The organism is Rhizobium sp. C104, from assembly GCF_022354505.1.
Classification (GTDB): domain Bacteria; phylum Pseudomonadota; class Alphaproteobacteria; order Rhizobiales; family Rhizobiaceae; genus Rhizobium; species Rhizobium redzepovicii.
The window spans coordinates 2,217,783-2,235,618 of the sequence record NZ_CP092348.1 but is presented as its reverse complement, the minus strand read 5'-3'; the positions used below and the strand labels follow the sequence as shown (position 1 = coordinate 2,235,618).

Genomic DNA, 17,836 nt, shown 5'->3' with positions numbered 1-17,836 from the left:
GCTCGCTCGAACCTGACCTAGAGAATCATGGGTGATTCGCCTTGTCCAGAGGCAAAGGTAAAAATCCGTTAACTATTTAGAATCTCGTGTTTTTCGGGCAATTCGATTTGCTCGGCAACCGGCCGCCGAATTATTCGCGGCAGCCGGCCGAAGCAAATCACCCCTTCAGCGTGCGCTCGACGATATCGCGCACGTCGGTCGAAAGAGCGGCAGCCCGCTCGATCTCGTTCAGCGCTGCGCGGGCATGATCGGCCCGCACCGGTTCGAGCGAGCGCCAGGAGCGCATCGAAGTCAGAATGCGGGCGGCAAGCTGCGGATTGCGCTCGTCGATATCGAGAATCTGACGGGCGAGGAAACGATAGCCTTCGCCGTCGGCGCGGCCGAAGCCGGTCGGATTGGCAAAGGCGAAGGTGCCGACCAGCGACCGCATCCGGTTCGGATTGGTCCGCTTGAACAGCGAATCGTCCATCAGGGTGCGGACCCGTTCCAGGGTTTTTGAGCCGGGAATGCCGGCCTGGATGGCAAACCATTTGTCGATGACGAGCGCATTCTCCGCAAAGCGCTGACGGAAGGCGGCGAGCGCCTCGGCGGTCTCGGTGCTGTCGGGGAAACGATGGGCGAGGATCGTCAGCGCATGGCTGAGATCGGTCATGTTGTTGGCCGCATCGAAGGCGGCTCTGGCGCGGGCCGGCGTCTGCTCGGCGTGCGAGAGATAGGTCAGCGCCGTATTGCGCAGCGCCCTGAGGCCGGCGCTCCTTGCGTCCGGGCTGAAATCGCCCGATGTCGCCGTCGCGGCGTAGAGGCCGGCAAAAACATCCTTTCCGGCCTCGGCGACCTGTTTCAGGATCGCCTGCCGGCCGGCATGGATGGCATCGGGATCGTTATTGCCGCCGAGTTCGCGGGCAATATCGGATTCGCTCGGCAGCGCCAGCGCCTGGGCGCGGAAGGCGGGCTCGAGGGTGTCGTCGGCGGCGGCCGCAATCAGCGTCCCGACGAAAGTCGCCTCGCAGACAACAGGCTTGCCCTCGCGCGCGTCGCGGGCGGCTTTCAGGAGGTTCGGCAGCGCCAGATCGGTCAGGGCCTGCCAGCGGGCGAAGTGATCGGTCTCATGGCGGGCGAGATGGGCGAGATCGGCTGGGCTCTGATCGAAATGCAGATTGATCGGCGCCGAGAAGCTGCGGTTGATCGAAACGACCGGCCGCGAGCCGATACCGTGAAACACCACCGTCTGCGTGCGGCCGGTGAGATGCAGCACCTCGCCGGCATATTCGGCGCCGTCGACCAAGCTCGGCTCGAGCTTGCCGCCGTTTTCGCCGAAGAGCGCCAGGCTGAGCGGAATATGCATCGATTCCTTGCTCGACTGGCCGGGCGTTGCCGGGATCATCTGTTCGAGCGACAGGGTGAAGGTGGCCGCCGCCGCATCATAGCTGCCCGATGCGGTGACCAGCGGCGTGCCGGCCTGATGGTACCAGAGCGAGAATTGCGTGAGGTCGCGTCCGCTCGCATCCTCGAAGCATTTGACGAAATCCTCGATCGTCACCGCCTGGCCGTCATGGCGGTCGAAATAGAGGTCCATGCCCTTCTTGAAGTCGTCCTTGCCGAGCAGCGTCGCGATCATCCGCGTCACTTCGCTGCCCTTCTCGTAGACGGTCCTCGTGTAGAAATTGTTGATCTCGCGATAGGTCGTCGGCCGCACAGGATGGGCGAGCGGGCCGCCATCTTCCGGAAACTGCTCGGATTTCAGGTGACGAACATCGGCGATGCGTTTGACCGGGCGCGAGCGCTGATCGGAGGAGAATTCCTGATCGCGATAGACCGTCAGGCCTTCCTTAAGGCACAGCTGGAACCAGTCGCGGCAGGTGATGCGGTTGCCGGTCCAATTGTGGAAATATTCATGCGCGATGACCGCTTCGATATTGGCGTAGTCGGCATCGGTCGCGGTCTCGGGATCGGCAAGGACGTATCTGTCGTTGAAGACGTTGAGACCCTTGTTCTCCATCGCGCCCATGTTGAAGTCGGAGACGGCGACGATCATGAAGATGTCGAGGTCGTATTCGCGTCCGAACCTCTCTTCGTCCCATGCCATCGAGCGCTTCAGCGCGTCCATGGCATAGGCCGCGCGCGGCTCCTTGCCGTGTTCGACATAGATCTTCAGCACCACCTCGCGGCCGGACATGGTGGTGAACGTGTCTTCGACGACGCCGAGATCGCCGGCAACGAGCGCGAAGAGATAGCTTGGCTTCGGATGCGGGTCGAACCAGGCGGCGAAATGCTTGCCGGGGCCGTAGCCGGCGCCGCCGAGGAAGTTGCCGTTCGAGAGGAGCAGCGGGTTGGCGTCCTTGTCCGCGATGATATTGACCGTGAACGGTGCAAGCACGTCCGGACGATCGGGGAAATAGGTGATGCGGCGGAAACCTTCCGCCTCGCATTGCGTGCAGTAGATGCCGCCGGTGCGGTAAAGGCCCATCAGCTGGGTGTTGGCCTCGGGATTGATGAGCGTGGTGATCGTCAGCTCGAAGGGAGCGCTTTCCGGCAGGTCGCGCACCGTCAGGCTTTCCGCTGTAGCGTCATACCGCGAAGGTTCGAGCTCCACCTGGTCGAAGAGCAGCCCCGACAGCGTCAACTCGTCGCCGTCAAGCACGATCGGCGCTGCCAGATCGGCGCCTGGGCGGCGATGAAAGATCAGGCGTGCCTCGACCTTTGTCTCCGTCGGATCGAGTTCGAACGTCAGGTCCACGCGTTCCAGCACGAAGTCGGTGGGACGGTAATCTGCCAGATGAATGATCTGGCCGTTATCTGTTCGCATGGTGTTTCCTGAAGACCGTTATTTGACAACCGCGGAATACAGAGGCGGGCGCACTCTGCCATAAATTTGCCGGGCATGATTACATTAAAGTCTGAACTAAAGTTAAAGCAAATTGCCCGCGAACACCAAGTTCGCGGGCAAAATATCCTGTTTCGGGCGGATGAACGCCGCTGCTGGCGGGATGGCGCTATTTCAAATTGAGCGCTGCCTTGATCGTCGCGTCGTTTTCCGTCCGCTGGACGACGACGCCGTACCAGCCGAGCCCGTCGTAATCCTCGTAGCCGAGGGTGCGTGCGAAGGCGACGATCGAGCCGCTATTGTCGTAGTAGCTACCCTTGGCCCGGCCGGACGGGTTGGCGAGGGCAAAATGGGAAAAGAGCAGGGCGGGATTAGTGCTGGCGATGACCCGGCTCTTGCCGTCGAGCAGCATGACCGTCGTTTTCTCCGCCAGCTGCGGCGGCAGGTTCGCCTCTTTCTCGACGATCGCCTGGCCCTGGTTCTGCCAGTCGAAATAGACGCCGAGCGTGCCGATCAGCCGCCCGTCGATCTTGCCGCCTTCGCGGATGCCGGTGGCATAGACGAGCGCATGCCTGTTGTCGTGGAGCGGGCTCGATTTGACCTCGTCGACACTATAAGCGTCACCGGAGGAGCACGCCGAAGCCGCGCGGAACCACGGATCACCGGCAAGGCTTGCCCCGCCGATCTTGCGCTGGAACTTGGGATTGGCGGAGGCGATCACCTTGCCCGAGAGATCGGTCACGACGAGATCGAGATAGACAGTGTAGAAGCGGTTGATGGCGCCGAGGCGCTGCGCTGCAAAGGCGACGGTGTCCCGATCGGGGTTCTGCAGCGCCTGCCAGAGTGCCGGGTCAGTCGCCCACCAGCGCACATCGGCGGTACGCTCGAAGAGGTTGCGGACGATGAGCTGCACCAGCGTCTGCGCCAGGTCGGTGAGGCGGACGCCCTCCATCTCCTCGACCAGGCAATCCGCCATGGCGCGGCTGAGGCCGATGCGGCCGAGCACGTTGCTCTCGAACCTGCCGGTGATGTCGGTTGCGATCTGCGCCAACCGCTGCACCTCGTTGGCAACGACAGCGAAGCCCTTTCCGGTCTCACCGGCTCTTGCCGCTTCGATCAGCGCATTGATGGCGAGCAGCTTGATCTGCTTGACGATATTGGTGTTTTCGGCGCTGAAGCGCTCAAGGTCGGTGCTGATGCCGTCGGTGACGACGCGCATCGAGCGCGGTGTCGCATTCTGCGACTGGGCAATGGTTTCTGCGCTGAGCGGCTTCATCAAATGATCCTGGAAGGGCGGCAATCGTCTTGGGGGCGAGGAAATTTCGAGATCAGCGAAAACGATGCGTGCCTATGGTTTTCAATTGGTTAACACCGAGCGGTCAGAGGTAAACATTTCGGGGGGAATGGCTGAAGAGAGCGAAAATTCGACGCGAGGGCGCGCATTGCCGCATCGTCGGGCCTGCGGCGGAAAGCAATTTTGTGATTCTTCCGCGCCGCCTGCGATTTTTCGCCAATCGGGATTTTCTTCCGCTACGATGGAAGAGGTCATCCCCAGCGTTCCCGAGTTGAACGCGTCTTCCCGTTCCTGTTAAGTCGATATCAAGAGCCAGGATCATGCACGCGGTTCTCAAAAACCCGATGAGAGGCATTGCGCTGAAAGTCTCGTCGGTCGTGGTCTTCCTGGCCATGCAGACCTTCATCAAGCTGGCGGGCTCGGCCATCCCGCCGGGGCAGGTCACTTTTTGCAGGTCCTTCTTCGCGCTCTTCCCGATCATCGCCTATCTCGCCTATATCGGGCAACTGCGCGCCGCTTTCTACACTGCCAATCCGGTCGGCCACCTCAAGCGCGGCACGATCGGCATCATGTCGATGGCTTTCGGTTTCTACGGCCTCCTGCATCTGCCGCTGCCGGAGGCGATCGCGCTCGGTTATGCGCTGCCGCTCGTCGCCGTTATCTTCGCCGCGGTTTTTCTCGGCGAGACCGTGCGCATCTATCGCTGGAGCGCCGTCCTAGTCGGCATCGTCGGCGTCGCCATCGTCTCCTGGCCGAAGCTGACGCTGTTCCGCGATGGCGGCATGGAAGCCGAACAGGCCATTGGCGCGCTCGCAGTGCTCATCTCGGCCGTTCTCGGCGGCATGGCGATGATCCAGGTGCGCCGTCTCGTCGAGGAGGAGAAGACGGCGACGATCGTGCTCTATTTCTCGCTCACCGCTTCGGTCTTCTCGCTGGCCTCCCTGCCGTTCGGCTGGCTCATTCTGCCTTGGCCGTCGGCGCTCTATCTGATCGCGGCCGGCTTTTGCGGCGGCGTCGCACAGATCCTCTTGACCGAAAGCTACCGCCATGCCGACGTCTCCACCATCGCGCCGTTTGAATATACCTCGATCCTGCTCGGCGGCATCGTTGCCTATTTCGTCTTCGGCGACGTGCCGAGCGTGACCATGCTGATCGGCACTCTGATCGTCGTCTCCGCCGGCATCTTCATCATCTATCGCGAGCATCAGCTGGGAATCGAGCAACGGGAGGCGCGCAAAGCCACGACGCCGCCGGCCTGACACCGGCAAGCTGCTGATATGAAAGGCTTTAATGTGGTGGTTGCCGTGATTCGAAAATTGCGCGCAAGGGACGAAAAGAATGGTGAATTCTTGGGATACCGTTGCTTCTTGGAATATGTTTGTTGAAGATGAGAGAGTATCATTTATTCGAAGCTGTGCATGTCTGAATGGCGCTGATGCCGGAAGAGCGCTCGGTGTCGTTACTCCGATCGCCGGCCGGCGAGGGGAGGTGGAGAAAAGCGTAATGGCATTCACGGCGGAGCAATTGGCGGGGAACTGTTCCTTTCTGCTGAGCATCCGCTTTTTGGCTGGGCAGATGCGCGGTATGTTCGATGCCGGCCCACGGTTGGCGCGATTGCTCGCTTCGCATCAGCGCTGGCTTCTGACCCAGACTGCCTATGCCCTCAACCTGGAATATGATCCGCGCGACCCGACCTCGGGTTTCACCGCCGTCCGGCTGACCGGACGCATCACCGCGCATAAGGTGGCGAGCCGCAACACCGTGCTCGCCTTCATCGAAGAGCTTTATACCTACCGCTTCATTGTCCACACACCGGGCGACGAGCGGCGGCGGCCGCGTCATTTCGAGCCGGCCGAGGTCAGCCATCAGGCGATGTTTGCCTGGATTCATTCCAATCTCGGTGCGCTCGATCTGCTGGATGGCGGTCAAAGGGCAGCGTTTTTCCAGGCAAACCCATCATTGATGCGGCTGGTTCAGCCGCGCATTGCCCGCCATTGCCTGGAAGACGCCGCCTGGCGCGAGCCGCCGGAACAGGTGGCGCTGTTCCTCTGGACGGAAGCCGGCGGCCTCGTCATCGACAACTTCATCGCCCGCATGGATATAGAAAGCGGCGAACCAGGGAGGTATTCCGTCGGCCGCGTCGAAACCCGCGCGCTCGCGGCCGACTTCATGATGTCGCGCACCCATCTGCAGCGGCTACTGGCAAAGGCGGCGCAGCGCGGCTGCGTCGGCTGGGATGATGAACCGCGCAAGGCGCATCTGTGGATATCTCGGGATTTCGTCGAGCAATATTGCGCCTGGCAGGCGGTCAAGTTCGCCTATGTCGACGAGGCCTTCGAATGGGCGAAAGCCCAGTTCGAGGAAATGGCCGTCTGATCAGAGAACGATTGCCGCGGCACTTCGGCCATGTCTGCCGGCATCGGCCGGCTTCACCGAAAGCTCGCGTTCATATTCCCGCGCGGCGGAGAGCGCAGCGCGGATATGCTCGAAGATTTCGATGTTGCGCAGAAGCGATATCAGGATCGTCATCTTGTTACTCTTTACTCTTGAAGGCAGGCAGAGTGCCTGCCGCTCAATACTGCTGGAAGTCCGAGAAAATCGCGTCGGGGCGCGCCGTGCGGCCGTTGATGCCGGTGCCGCGGGCGGTCATCTGTTCGTTCGCGGCAAAGCCGAAACGGCTGTAGCCGTGGGTGGAACGAACTTGGTCGCCGGCGAGGCGAAGGGTTTCAAACCCGCTATGGATAGGACGAAAATGCTTGTTCATGGCCTTGGTTCCTGTGGTTCCTCCCAAGACACCACCTCATATTGCGGTGCAGCATTGATTCCGCAATGCGTCACGGCGGGATGCAGCCATGCGATATACGCATAGATCGATTCACAAATTATTCAACTTTGGCTAATTTCTAAGCAAAGAGAGGGACTTAAGCTTTGCTTGAAAAGCGAGCAGGTCGTTCCAGGCCAGCCGCTTGTTGACGGGCGCGGTCAACAGATCCTGCGGATGCAGGCTGGCTATGGCAGGAATGACACAGTCCGCAGCGGCAATTTCCTTCCAGCGGCCGCGCAGGCCGTGAATCGTGTCGTTTTCGCCGAAGAAGAAGCGGGCCGAAAAATTACCGAGCAGCAGGATGGCCTTGGGTTCGGCCAGCGCGATCTGCCGTTCGATGAAAGGCCGGCAGATATCCATTTCGGCGGCCGAGGGCGCACGATTGCCGGGTGGCCGCCACGGGATGACCTGCGTCAGCAGAATGGCTGAACGCCTCAGCCCGATCGCCGCCAGCATCTTGTCGAACAGCTGGCCGGATTTTCCGGAGAAGGGCACACCTTCGCGATCGTCTTCGGCGCCTGGCGCCGAGCCGATCACCATGATGCCGCTTTCGGCATCGCCGCTGGCAAAGATGGTCGAGCGGGCGCTGTGCTTGAGATTGCAGCCGTTGAAGGCTTCGAGTGCGGTCTTGAGCTCTGCCAGCGACCGCGCGGATTCGGCGACGAAACGCGCCTGCTGCACGGCCTCGCCATCCGGGATCGCCGGTTGCGGGCCGGAAGCGGCGCGTTCAGCCGGGGCCGGGCGTGCCGCTGCATTCGGACGCGGCGATGTCCGGCTTTCGCCGGGCGCGGCACGCTCCCCGGCGGCGGCAGGTTGCGGCTGCGCTTGCGTGGCCGGGCGCCGCGCCGCTTTCATCGCTTCGAACTCGGCGAAGCGGTCGATCGCCTCTTCCTCCAGCAGCCACTCCACGCCGGCATCCGCATGGAAGTGCAGAAGCGCTGCAAGCTCGGCGGGGGAAAGATCGTTGGTGGAAATCATGCGGCAAGCTTAACGGAGAGAAATGGGCATTGAAAGGGCGCGCGGCATATTGGCCGCCCTTGCAAGCCTATTGCACAGTCCATTGCGCGATGTCGTCGCGTTCGCCGATCAGCGCCAGACCGTGAGCGATCGACAAAAGCTCGCCGCCGCTTTCGATCCGGTCGCGCTCGAAGCGCTCGGTGAAGATGCGCCGCACCGCCGGCACGAAGGAGGTGCCGCCGGTGAGGAACACCTTGTCGATCTCTCCGGGCTTCGTCCTGGTCTTGTCGAGCACGTCGTCGAGCGCGCCTTCGATGCGGGCGAGATCCTCGGCGATCCAGCCTTCGAAATCGCTGCGCCGGATGCTGCGATGCCCGCCGCGGCCAAGCGGCGCGAAATCGAAAGGCGCCTCTTCGGCCGCCGACAGCGCCATCTTTGTCGCCGACACCGCCTGATAGAGCGGATAGCCCTCGTCATGATCGATCAGGTCGATGAAGATTTCGAGCTTTTCCGGTTCCAGGCTGGTGCGCACCAGCTTCTTCAGATCCTCGAATTCGCGCGTCGTCTTGAAGATCGACAGCTGGTTCCAGCGGCCGAAGCTGGAATAGTAGTTGGACGGCACTTCGAGGATCTTGTCGAAGCTTTTGAAATGGCTGCCCTTGCCGATCTGCGGCGCGACGATGTTGTCGATCATCCTGTAATCGAAATGGTCGCCGGCGACGCCGACGCCGGAATGGCCGATCGGCGTTGCCGTCAGCTTGCCGGCGACGGTCTCGAAGCGGATCAGCGAATAGTCGGTCGTGCCGCCGCCGAAATCGGCGACCAGCACGGTTGCATCCTGCTTCAGGTTCTGCGCGAAGTAGAAGGCGGCGGCGACCGGTTCGTAGACATAGTGGATCTCGGGAAAGCCGAAGCGCGACAGCGCCTCATTGTAGCGTTCGGTCGCGAGATCGGGATCGGGGCTGGCGCCGGCAAAATGCACCGGCCGGCCGGTGACGATGCGGCTGACATCCGAAGGCCAGTGGTCGCCGGCATAGTTGCGCAGGCGCCGCACGAAGATCTCCATCAGATCCTCGAAATTATGCCGCTTGGCGAAGATCAGCGTGCCCTGGAACAGCGCGCTCGCCGCAAACGTCTTGATCGACTGCAGAAAGCGACATTCGCCGGGATTGTCGATGAATTGGCGGATCGCCGCATGGCCGGCCTCCACCTTCAGCGCCGAAGCGCCGAGCTGCGCATCCTTCATGAAGGAAAGCGCCGTGCGCATGCTGTCGGCCGTGCCTTCGGTACTCGTGAATGCCATCGAGCGCGTCGCCCCGCCATCCGCCATGGCGAGAACCGTATTCGTCGTGCCGAAGTCCAAACCCAGCGCCTGAGCCATGCCCGCACCTCTTCATGCCGATTGTTGTTGGAGACGGAGCGTGGCTCCGCGAAGGGACGTAAGCACGCCCCGGATTCAGGAGGGCGGGTGATGCCACAGAGGCGTGACACATTCAAGAGGAGCGGAAGTTGATGTGATCGCGGGCGCACTTCTTCTCCCGGTTGGAAGAAGAAGTGCGCCGCAAGGGGCAATCGGCAATGCCGAAGTCAGAGGGCCGTCATCACTCGGCGGCCATTGCCCTTGCCTCCTGCACCTCCGGCTCCTCTACCTTCTTGTGGCCGATCAGGCGGCCGAGGAAGTTTCCGAAGCGGTCCATCTCGACGAAGATGACCGGGGTGATGAAGAGCGTCAGCATCTGCGAGACGATCAGGCCGCCGACGACGGCGATGCCGAGCGGCTGGCGCAGTTCCGAGCTTGCGCCGGTGCCGAGCGCGATCGGCAGGGCGCCGAGCAGGGCGCAGAAGGTCGTCATCATGATCGGCCGGAAGCGCCGCACGCAGGCCTCATGGATCGCTGCCGTAGCCTTTTCGCCTGTTGTGCGCATGGTCTCCACCGCCACGTCGATCATCATGATCGCGTTCTTCTTGACGATGCCGATCAGCATCAACAGGCCGATCAAAGCGATGATCGACAGATCGAAGCCCATGATGTCAAGTGCCAGCAGCGCGCCGAAGGCCGCAGCCGGCAGGCCGGAGAGGATGGTGAGCGGATGGATGAAGCTCTCATAGAGCACGCCGAGCACGACATAGATGGTCAGCACTGCCGCCAGGATCAGATAGGGTGTATTGCCCTGCGACTGCTGGAAAATCTCCGCAGTGCCGCCATAGGAGGTGAAGACGTCGGCCGGCACGCTGATGTCCCTCTTGATCTGCTCGATCGCCGCCGTGGCGTCGCTGAGCGACACACCTTCCGGCAGGTTGAAGGACACCGTGGTCGAGACCAGCTGACCCGTCTGGTTGATGGTGACCGGGCCGGTGGTGCGTTGTACATGGGCGAAGTTCGACAGCGGCACCAGGCTGCCATTGGCGGAGATGACACGGATTTCCGACAGCTTCTGGTCGTCCCAGGGTTTGCTGGTGTCGTATTCGACGATGACGTCGTAGCTGTCGCCGGTCGACTGGATTTCTGCGGCCGCATAGCCGCTGAAGGATTCCTGCAGCGTCGTGCGCAGCGTGTCGTTGTCGATGCCGTAGGCGGCGGCCCGCTCGCTGTCGATGACGATATTGGCCTGCAGGGCGTTGTTCTGGGCGTCCGAGGTCACATCCGTGAACAGGCCTCGGTCGCCACGCATCGCCGCCTGGATCTTGCCGGCCCAGAGGTTGGTCTGGTCGGCGCTGAGCGCCTGCACCACCAGCTGATACTGGCTGGCGGTCTGGCGGCCGCCGAAACGCAGGCTCTGGTTCGGCGTCACGAAGGCCTGCAATCCGGGGATCTTGTTGATCGCCGTGCGCAGCTCGCGCAGCGTCTGGTCAAGCGGCGGGCGCTCCTTCTTGTCCTTGAGTTCGACAAACATCGAGCCGTTGTTCTGCGGTTTGTTCGGGTTGCCGCCAATCGTCGACATCACGTGGTTGACCGCCGGGTTCGCCTTGACGGCGGCTGCCGCCTGCTGCTGCAGCGCCTCCATGGCGGTATAGGAAATGTCCTGCCGCGCCTGGGTGCTGATCGTCAGCCGGCCGATGTCTTCCTGCGGGAAGAAACTCGTCGGCAGCGCCATGAAGAAATAGATCGTCAGCGCCACCGAGCCGGCGAAAACCCCGAGGATCGTCAGGCGATGGCCAAGGCACCAGCCGACCGCCCTGTCATAGCCGTTGAGCGTCCGCTCGAAGCCGGCATCGAAGATGCGGATGAGGAGCGGCGGGCGGCTGTGGTTGTTGGAGAGGCGCGAGCCGAGCATCGGCGTCACAGTCAGCGAGACGATCGCCGAGGAGATGATGGCGATGGCGACCACCATGCCGAATTCGTTGAACACGCGGCCGACGACGCCGCCCATCAGGAGGATCGGGATGAACACCGCGATCAGCGAAACCGACATGGAGATGATGGTGTAGCTGACTTCGCCGGCCCCCTTGATCGCCGCCTCCCGCACCGGCATGCCTTCTTCGACATGGCGCAGGATATTTTCCAGCATGACGATCGCGTCGTCGACCACCAGCCCGACCGCGAGCGTCAGCCCCAAGAGCGAGATGTTGTCGATGCTGTAGCCGAGCACATACATCATGCCGAAGGTCGAGATGAGCGACAGCGGAACGGCAAGTCCCGGAATGATCGTTGCCGTGGCATGACCGGTGAAGAGGTAGATGACGAGAACGACGAGGCCGATCGTCAGGAACAGCGTGAACTTCACGTCTGAAATGGCGGCGCGAATGGGTTTTGCCGCGTCGTTCATGACGACGGTGTTCACCGACGGCGGGATTTCGGCGTGAAGCTGCGGCAGCTTGGCGTTGATTGCATCAATGACATCGACCGTGTTGGCATCCGGCTGACGCTGGATGGCGAGGATGATGCCGCGCTGGCCGTCATACCAGCTGCCGGTATACTGGTTCTCGACGCTGTCCTGCACATCGGCGACATCGCCGAGATGGATCGGCGCGCCGTTCGGATTGGCAATGACCAGCGAGCGGAATTGTTCGGCATTGGTGCGCTGGGTGTTCGCCGTGATGGTCATGCTTTGCGAATTATTCTGCAGTGTTCCCACCGGCTGCTGGCTGTTGGCGGCAGCAAGCGCCTTGTTGACGGTATCGATGCCGATGCCACGGGTAAGCAGCTTGTTGGGATCGACCTCGACGCGCACGGCATAGGTCTGGGCGCCAAAAACGCTGACCTGAGCGACGCCGGGAAGCGTCGACAGCGACGGCGAGATGATGTCCTCGGCGATCTCGTCGAGCTTGCTGCGCGGCATGGTGTTGCTCTGCACGGCGAGCAGCATGACCGGCGCATCGGCCGGGTTGGTCTTGCGGTAGCTCGGCGGCGTCGTCAGATTGTCGGGCAACTGCCGGGTGGCATGCGAGATCGCCGCCTGCACGTCGGCCGCAGCGGCGTCGATATCGCGGTTGAGATCGAACTGCAGCACGATGCTGCTGCTGCCGAGCGAGCTCGAGGCGCTGATTTCGGTGATCCCGGGAATGGTCTCGAACTGCTTGATCAGCGGTGTGGCGACCGAGGTCGCCATCGTCTGCGGCGAGGCGCCGCTCAACTGCGCCGAAACGTTGATCGTCGGAAAATCGACCTGCGGCAGGGCCGCGACGGGCACGAGCCGGTAACCGGCAAGACCGGCCAGAATGACGCCGATGGCGAGCAGCGTCGTCGCGACGGGGCGCTGGATACAGAAATTCGGGATCATTGCTGAGCTCCCACCGCGATCGTCTCGGATAGCTGGGGCTGCCGAGGTTCGTCGGCGGAGGCGACATCAAGCGCTTTTTCGTCGAACTGCTCGTTGATCGCCTGCTGGTCGCTGAGCTGGCCCTGGCCCTCGACGACGACATGGTCGCCTTCCGAAAGACCCGATGCGATGGCGGTGAAGCCGCCATTGGCGCGGGCGACGGTGACCGGCGTCAGATGCGATTTGCCGTCCTTGGCGACGAAGGCGAAGAACCCCTCCGGACCGGGGCTGACGGCCACGGTCGGCACCACCACCTGCTGTTCGTCATTGTTGAAATGCACGACGATGTTGACCGACTGGCCGGGCCAGAGCGCGCCGGAGGCATTCTCGAATTTCGCCTTGGCGAGGATCGTGCCCGAGGCGGTGTCGACGGTGTTGTCGTAGAAGCTGATCTCGCCCTTGCGGACCTGCCCCTTGGTGGAGGCGGGAACCGTGCTGACCTCGACCGGGCCGGCTGCGAGCGCGGTCTTCAATTCCCTGAGATAGCGTTCCTGCAGATGAAATTTCACATAGATCGGATCGTATTTGGCGATGGTGACGATCGCCGAGCCGGCATTGAGGAAAGCGCCCCTGCTGATGGCGATATCGCCGAGCCGGCCGTCGAAGGGTGCGCGGATATCGGTATTTTCAAGAATGATCTGATCCGAGGCCAGCGTCGCCTTATCGGCGTCGACCGTGGCGGCGGCGGTATCGCGGGCGGCTCTCGCCTGATCGAGGCTCTGCTGAGTGCCGGCTTTCTGATCGAAGAGGTCCTGGGCGCGCACCAGCGCGGTTTCGGATTCCGAAAGCGTCGCCGTGTCCCGCACGATCATCGCATTGTCCTTGTCGACGGCGGCCTTGGCCGTCCGGTCGTCGAGCTTGGCGATCAGGTCGCCGACTTTGACGGTCGCCCCATCCTGGCCATTGATGCTGACGATCAGGCCCTGTTCCTGTGCGGCAATGGTTGTGTTGTCGTCGGCATCGGCCCAGCCGGAAGCCGTCACATCCGTCGGCAGCGCAGTTTTCACAGCTGCAACGGTCTTCACGATCGTCGGGCCACCACCGCCGCGTCTACGCCCGCCGCCCTGATGTTGCCCACCGTTCTGCGCTTGATCGGCCTGCGCCTGATCGCCCTGTGCCGGCTGCCCGCCATTGCCGCCAACCGGCTGCTTGATGAACTGCGAGAGGGTGGGAATGCGGGAGGCATAAGGGATCAGATTCCCGAATTGCCAGACGCCGACGGCGGCAACTGCAATAACGCTGACAGTGATCCAAAATTTCTTCATGGGCGAGACCGGGTGTTGAAAGGGGGGTGCGATTTTTATGGCCCGATTGAGCCGCTTATATTGCGGCGCAAAAAAGACATAATTCCCCGGTCGCAATCACTAAGTGGTTATAACGGCTTAAATTTTTGTAATGAATATTCCGTAATATTCAAACTGTACTAATATAGGTCCAGTGTAATCCGGTGCCGTTTGACGGCCGACAGGCAGGCAGTTCGCGACAAGACGAAATCGGTCCGCGTGCCGTTCGTTGCCCGGCGAAAAACACGGGAAAAAACCAGAGAAAGCAGGTCGGTCATGACCGAGTTGAACGCCAGCGAATTTCGCTCTCTCATCATAAGCGTGTTTCCTAAACTCACGGGCTCCGCCTTCAAGCTGGCGGCGAAGGGCTGGGATTCGCTTGCCGTCGACGTCGACGACACGCTGATCTTCAAATTTCCCCGTCATTCAGGCGCGGAAAGAGCGCTTGTCAAGGAAGCCGCCTTGCTCGACATCATCAGGCCGTCGCTGTCGATGGCGGTTCCCGATATGCACATTCACGACGGGCCGCCGATCTTCTCCAGCCACGCCAAGATCGACGGCGAACATCTCATTGCCGAAGATTACGATGCGCTTGGCGAAGGCAATCGTCAGCACCTTGCGGACGATCTGGCACGCTTTTACGCCGAGTTGCATGTGCTCGATGCCGATCGCATGCGCTCGGCCGGCGCCGGGCCGATCCAGCCCTGGCAATCGCCCGAGACGGTGCGAGAAAAGGCTTTACCGCTGTTGCCGCCCGAGATCAGGAGCTTTGCCGAGGCCCTTATTATCGATTTCGAAACCTTGCCGCCCGATCCCCACGGCAACATCTACGGCTTTTTCGACGGTCATGGCTGGAACATGGCCTTCAACCATGCGCAAGGAAGGCTCAATGGCATTTACGATTTCGCCGATTCGGGCTTCGGGCCGTTGCACCAGGAATTCATCTACTCGAACTTCATCTCGCCCGACCTAACCGCCCGCATCATATCAGCCTATGAAATGCTGACCGGACGCAGACTCGACCGGCGGCGCATCGCGATCCTGACGGGCTTCCACCGTTTGTCCGAGCTCGCCGAGCTTGCCGACGATCCGGCTCATGTTGGATCGATGGTCCAAAATGCCGCCAGTTGGGCGGCCATAGCGGCCCACGCCGGCTGAAATACTGTCAGACGGATCGGGCCGCGCCGCCGTCGCAGCGGATCAGCGAGCCGGTGATGTAACTTGCCGGCTGGCTGCACAGGAAGGCAGCCGCTGCGGCAAATTCCTCCACCCGGCCGTAGCGGCCGACCGGAATGCGCGCTTCCTTGTCGCTGCGGATTTCTTCGAGGCTCTTGCCGGTCCGCTTTGCCGCCGCCCCGTCGAGATCGTCGAGACGGCCCGTGAGGATGCTGCCCGGCAACAGCAGGTTGGTGGTAACGCCGAAGCCCGCCACTTCGGAGGCAAGTGTCTTGCTCCAGCCGGCAAGTGCCGGACGCAGCGTATTCGACAGCGCCAGATTGGCGATCGGCTCGATCACGCCTGAGGAGGCGACCGTCAGGATGCGACCCCAGCCCTGTGCCTTCATGCCGGGCAGCAGCGCATTGGTCAGCGTGATGACGCGGGCGACCATCGAGAGGAAATAGGTCTCGAGCTTTTCACCCGTCATGTCCTCGGTCGTGCCGGGCGTCGGCCCGCCGGTATTGTTGACGAGGATATCGAGCCCGCCGAACTTCTCCCTCACTGCGCTCGTCACTGTTTCGACGAAGCGTTCGTCCCCGAGGTCGGCCCAGATCCAGTCGGCCCGGCCTTTGCCTTCGCAGTTGATTGCCTTGCAATTGGCCTCCAGCTGCTCGCCGCTGCGCCCGCAAAGCAGCACATTCGCGCCTTCGCGCGCCAGTGCCGTGGCGATGCCGAGGCCGAGGCCACGTGAGGAGGCGAGGACGAGCGCCCGTTTGCCTTCGATGCCGAGATCCATGGTAGTCCTCCAAACTGTTCGAGCGTTGTATAAGGCGCAATCGGCGGAAAAGGAAAGGGAGTGTGACGGTTCGGCGGCGTTCGCTAATTGACGTTGACGTAAGCGTCATATAATTTCAACGCACAAGGCATATCATTGTGCGAATTGAAGATTGGCTGTCGTATCCCGGCTCGACAACGCTTTCTCGTTTTGACAAGAAAGTGCTTATGAGGATGACGGCCGCGTGCCGCCAAGCGGAGACGAGTGAATGACTGAGACGACTGAGTTGCCCGAACGCGAAAGCATGGAATTCGACGTGGTGATCGTCGGGGCGGGTCCGGCCGGTCTTTCGGCGGCGATCCGGCTGAAGCAGGTCAATCCGGAACTGTCGGTCGTCGTGCTGGAGAAGGGCTCGGAAGTCGGGGCCCATATTCTCTCGGGCGCAGTTGTCGATCCGATCGGCATCGATCGACTGCTGCCCGGCTGGCGCCAGGAAACCGACCATCCCTTCAAGACCGAGGTCAATGCCGACCACTTCCTGCTGCTCGGTCCTGCCGGCTCGATCCGGCTGCCGAATTTTTTGATGCCGCCGCTGATGAACAATCACGGCAACTACATCGTCTCGCTCGGGCTCGTCTGTCGCTGGCTGGCTGGTAAGGCGGAGGAGCTCGGCGTCGAGATCTACCCGGGCTTTGCCGCCACCGAAGTGCTCTATAATGATAAGGGCGCGGTCATCGGCGTCGCCACCGGCGACATGGGCATCGAGAAGAACGGCGAGCCCGGCCCGAACTATACCCGTGGCATGGAACTGCTCGGCAAATATGTGCTGATCGGCGAGGGCGTGCGCGGCTCGCTCGCCAAGCAGCTGATTGCCAAATTCGATCTGCAGAAGGACCGCGAACCGCAAAAGTTCGGGATCGGCATTAAGGAGCTATGGCAGGTCAAGCCGGAAAACCACAAACAGGGCCTGGTGCAGCATTCCTTCGGCTGGCCGCTGGGGATGAAGACCGGCGGTGGATCCTTCCTCTATCACCTGGAAGACAATCTGGTCGCCGTCGGCTTCGTCGTCCATTTGAACTACAAGAACCCCTATCTGTATCCCTTCGAGGAGTTCCAGCGCTTCAAGACCCATCCGGCGATCCGCGGCACCTTCGAGGGCGGCAAGCGGCTTTCCTATGGCGCCCGCGCCATCACCGAGGGCGGCTACCAGTCGGTGCCGAAGCTTTCCTTCCCGGGCGGAGCGCTGATCGGCTGTTCGGCCGGTCTGGTCAACGTTCCCCGCATCAAGGGCAGCCACAATGCGGTGCTGTCGGGCATGCTGGCGGCCGAGAAGATCGCCGCCGCCATCACAGCCGGCCGCAGCCATGACGAGGTCGTCGAGATCGAAAACGAATGGCGCCAGGGCGACATCGGCAAGGATCTCAAGCGGGTGCGCAACGTCAAGCCGCTGTGGTCGAAATTCGGCACCGCGCTCGGCGTGGCGCTCGGCGGTCTCGACATGTGGACCAACACCTTGTTCGGCTTTTCTTTCTTCGGCACGCTTGGTCACGGCAAGACCGATGCGCAGTCGCTGGAGCCAGCCGCGCAGCACAAGCCGATCGCCTACCCGAAGCCCGATGGCGTCCTGACCTTCGACCGCCTGTCCTCGGTGTTCCTGTCGAACACCAATCACGAGGAGGATCAGCCGGTGCATCTGCAGGTCAAGGACATGGGCCTGCAGAAGCGTTCGGAACACGATATCTATGCCGGCCTGTCGACGCGTTACTGTCCGGCCGGGGTCTATGAATGGGTGGAGAAGGACGGGCAGGAGACCTTCGTCATCAACGCCCAGAACTGCGTCCACTGCAAGACCTGCGACATCAAGGACCCCAACCAGAACATCAACTGGGTGCCGCCGCAGGGCGGCGAGGGGCCGGTATATCCGAATATGTGAGGCGGATTATCCCCACCGCCGACAATTT

At 61.9% G+C, this 17,836-nt stretch carries 14 protein-coding genes; 4 read left to right on the top strand and 10 right to left on the bottom strand.

Translation table 11 applies throughout. The features are described 5' to 3' along the window. Window positions 1-157: 157 nt before the first annotated feature. The 3 genes from pepN to MF410_RS12205 all read right to left on the bottom strand — a co-directional run bounded on the left by pepN (window position 158) and on the right by MF410_RS12205 (window position 4,373). The gene (gene pepN, locus MF410_RS12215) at window positions 158-2,806 is read right to left on the bottom strand and encodes an aminopeptidase N (RefSeq protein ID WP_097629465.1); all 2,649 of its coding nucleotides are present in this window, start codon (window positions 2,804-2,806) and stop codon (window positions 158-160) included. Window positions 2,807-2,993: 187 nt separating this feature from the next. Further along, a complete protein-coding gene (locus tag MF410_RS36610) occupies window positions 2,994-4,100 on the bottom strand; it encodes a methyl-accepting chemotaxis protein (protein WP_097629466.1) in 1,107 nt (368 codons plus the stop codon). Window positions 4,101-4,181: 81 nt separating this feature from the next. Further along, window positions 4,182-4,373, bottom strand: coding sequence for a hypothetical protein (locus MF410_RS12205; RefSeq protein ID WP_165503978.1), 192 nt, complete (start codon window positions 4,371-4,373; stop codon window positions 4,182-4,184). Between the two features lie 65 nt (window positions 4,374-4,438). On the opposite strand from MF410_RS12205, the gene MF410_RS12200 reads away from it, so the two are divergent. Together MF410_RS12200 and MF410_RS12195 are read left to right on the top strand one after the other, a co-directional pair. Then, window positions 4,439-5,377, top strand: coding sequence for a DMT family transporter (locus MF410_RS12200; RefSeq protein ID WP_131711783.1), 939 nt, complete (start codon window positions 4,439-4,441; stop codon window positions 5,375-5,377). A gap of 244 nt (window positions 5,378-5,621) precedes the next feature. After that, complete coding sequence (locus tag MF410_RS12195; protein ID WP_097629469.1) at window positions 5,622-6,494, top strand: hypothetical protein; 873 nt, start codon at window positions 5,622-5,624, stop codon at window positions 6,492-6,494. Here MF410_RS12195 and MF410_RS12190 read toward each other — a convergent pair whose 3' ends face one another. From MF410_RS12190 to MF410_RS12165, 6 genes are all read right to left on the bottom strand, one after another. Continuing rightward, window positions 6,495-6,647: a hypothetical protein gene (locus MF410_RS12190; protein ID WP_165503977.1), complete on the bottom strand. Its 153-nt coding sequence runs from the start codon at window positions 6,645-6,647 to the stop codon at window positions 6,495-6,497. It lies immediately after the preceding gene. A gap of 43 nt (window positions 6,648-6,690) precedes the next feature. Then, window positions 6,691-6,882 (bottom strand): hypothetical protein, encoded by a 192-nt coding sequence (locus MF410_RS12185; RefSeq protein ID WP_003569328.1) that lies wholly within the window; start codon window positions 6,880-6,882, stop codon window positions 6,691-6,693. Window positions 6,883-7,014: 132 nt separating this feature from the next. After that, window positions 7,015-7,920: a uracil-DNA glycosylase gene (locus MF410_RS12180; RefSeq protein WP_097629470.1), complete on the bottom strand. Its 906-nt coding sequence runs from the start codon at window positions 7,918-7,920 to the stop codon at window positions 7,015-7,017. Window positions 7,921-7,987: 67 nt separating this feature from the next. Then, window positions 7,988-9,280: an Hsp70 family protein gene (locus MF410_RS12175; RefSeq protein WP_097629471.1), complete on the bottom strand. Its 1,293-nt coding sequence runs from the start codon at window positions 9,278-9,280 to the stop codon at window positions 7,988-7,990. A 220-nt stretch (window positions 9,281-9,500) separates the two neighbouring features. Further along, complete coding sequence (locus MF410_RS12170) at window positions 9,501-12,620, bottom strand: efflux RND transporter permease subunit (RefSeq protein WP_097629472.1); 3,120 nt, start codon at window positions 12,618-12,620, stop codon at window positions 9,501-9,503. Continuing rightward, the gene (locus MF410_RS12165; protein WP_097629473.1) at window positions 12,617-13,924 is read right to left on the bottom strand and encodes an efflux RND transporter periplasmic adaptor subunit; all 1,308 of its coding nucleotides are present in this window, start codon (window positions 13,922-13,924) and stop codon (window positions 12,617-12,619) included. The genes MF410_RS12170 and MF410_RS12165 overlap by 4 nt, the downstream gene beginning before the upstream one ends. A 294-nt stretch (window positions 13,925-14,218) precedes the next feature. Between MF410_RS12165 and MF410_RS12160 the strand changes: the two genes are divergently transcribed. Continuing rightward, entirely contained in the window at window positions 14,219-15,100 is an 882-nt protein-coding gene (locus tag MF410_RS12160) for an aminoglycoside phosphotransferase family protein (RefSeq protein ID WP_097629474.1), read from the top strand. Window positions 15,101-15,107: 7 nt separating this feature from the next. On the opposite strand, the gene MF410_RS12155 is transcribed toward MF410_RS12160, so the two are convergent. Beyond that, the gene (locus MF410_RS12155; RefSeq protein WP_097629475.1) at window positions 15,108-15,896 is read right to left on the bottom strand and encodes an SDR family oxidoreductase; all 789 of its coding nucleotides are present in this window, start codon (window positions 15,894-15,896) and stop codon (window positions 15,108-15,110) included. A 247-nt stretch (window positions 15,897-16,143) separates the two neighbouring features. Between MF410_RS12155 and MF410_RS12150 the strand changes: the two genes are divergently transcribed. Further along, the gene (locus MF410_RS12150) at window positions 16,144-17,808 is read left to right on the top strand and encodes an electron transfer flavoprotein-ubiquinone oxidoreductase (protein ID WP_097629476.1); all 1,665 of its coding nucleotides are present in this window, start codon (window positions 16,144-16,146) and stop codon (window positions 17,806-17,808) included. The last annotated feature ends 28 nt before the right edge of the window (window positions 17,809-17,836 follow it).

Coding starts and splice junctions, on each gene's coding strand:
- pepN (WP_097629465.1), bottom strand. CDS start 2,806: ATGCGAACAGATAACGGCCAGATCATTCATCTGGCAGATTACCGTCCC.
- MF410_RS36610 (WP_097629466.1), bottom strand. CDS start 4,100: ATGAAGCCGCTCAGCGCAGAAACCATTGCCCAGTCGCAGAATGCGACA.
- MF410_RS12205 (WP_165503978.1), bottom strand. CDS start 4,373: ATGACCTCTTCCATCGTAGCGGAAGAAAATCCCGATTGGCGAAAAATC.
- MF410_RS12200 (WP_131711783.1), top strand. CDS start 4,439: ATGCACGCGGTTCTCAAAAACCCGATGAGAGGCATTGCGCTGAAAGTC.
- MF410_RS12195 (WP_097629469.1), top strand. CDS start 5,622: ATGGCATTCACGGCGGAGCAATTGGCGGGGAACTGTTCCTTTCTGCTG.
- MF410_RS12190 (WP_165503977.1), bottom strand. CDS start 6,647: ATGACGATCCTGATATCGCTTCTGCGCAACATCGAAATCTTCGAGCAT.
- MF410_RS12185 (WP_003569328.1), bottom strand. CDS start 6,882: ATGAACAAGCATTTTCGTCCTATCCATAGCGGGTTTGAAACCCTTCGC.
- MF410_RS12180 (WP_097629470.1), bottom strand. CDS start 7,920: ATGATTTCCACCAACGATCTTTCCCCCGCCGAGCTTGCAGCGCTTCTG.
- MF410_RS12175 (WP_097629471.1), bottom strand. CDS start 9,280: ATGGCTCAGGCGCTGGGTTTGGACTTCGGCACGACGAATACGGTTCTC.
- MF410_RS12170 (WP_097629472.1), bottom strand. CDS start 12,620: ATGATCCCGAATTTCTGTATCCAGCGCCCCGTCGCGACGACGCTGCTC.
- MF410_RS12165 (WP_097629473.1), bottom strand. CDS start 13,924: ATGAAGAAATTTTGGATCACTGTCAGCGTTATTGCAGTTGCCGCCGTC.
- MF410_RS12160 (WP_097629474.1), top strand. CDS start 14,219: ATGACCGAGTTGAACGCCAGCGAATTTCGCTCTCTCATCATAAGCGTG.
- MF410_RS12155 (WP_097629475.1), bottom strand. CDS start 15,896: ATGGATCTCGGCATCGAAGGCAAACGGGCGCTCGTCCTCGCCTCCTCA.
- MF410_RS12150 (WP_097629476.1), top strand. CDS start 16,144: ATGACTGAGACGACTGAGTTGCCCGAACGCGAAAGCATGGAATTCGAC.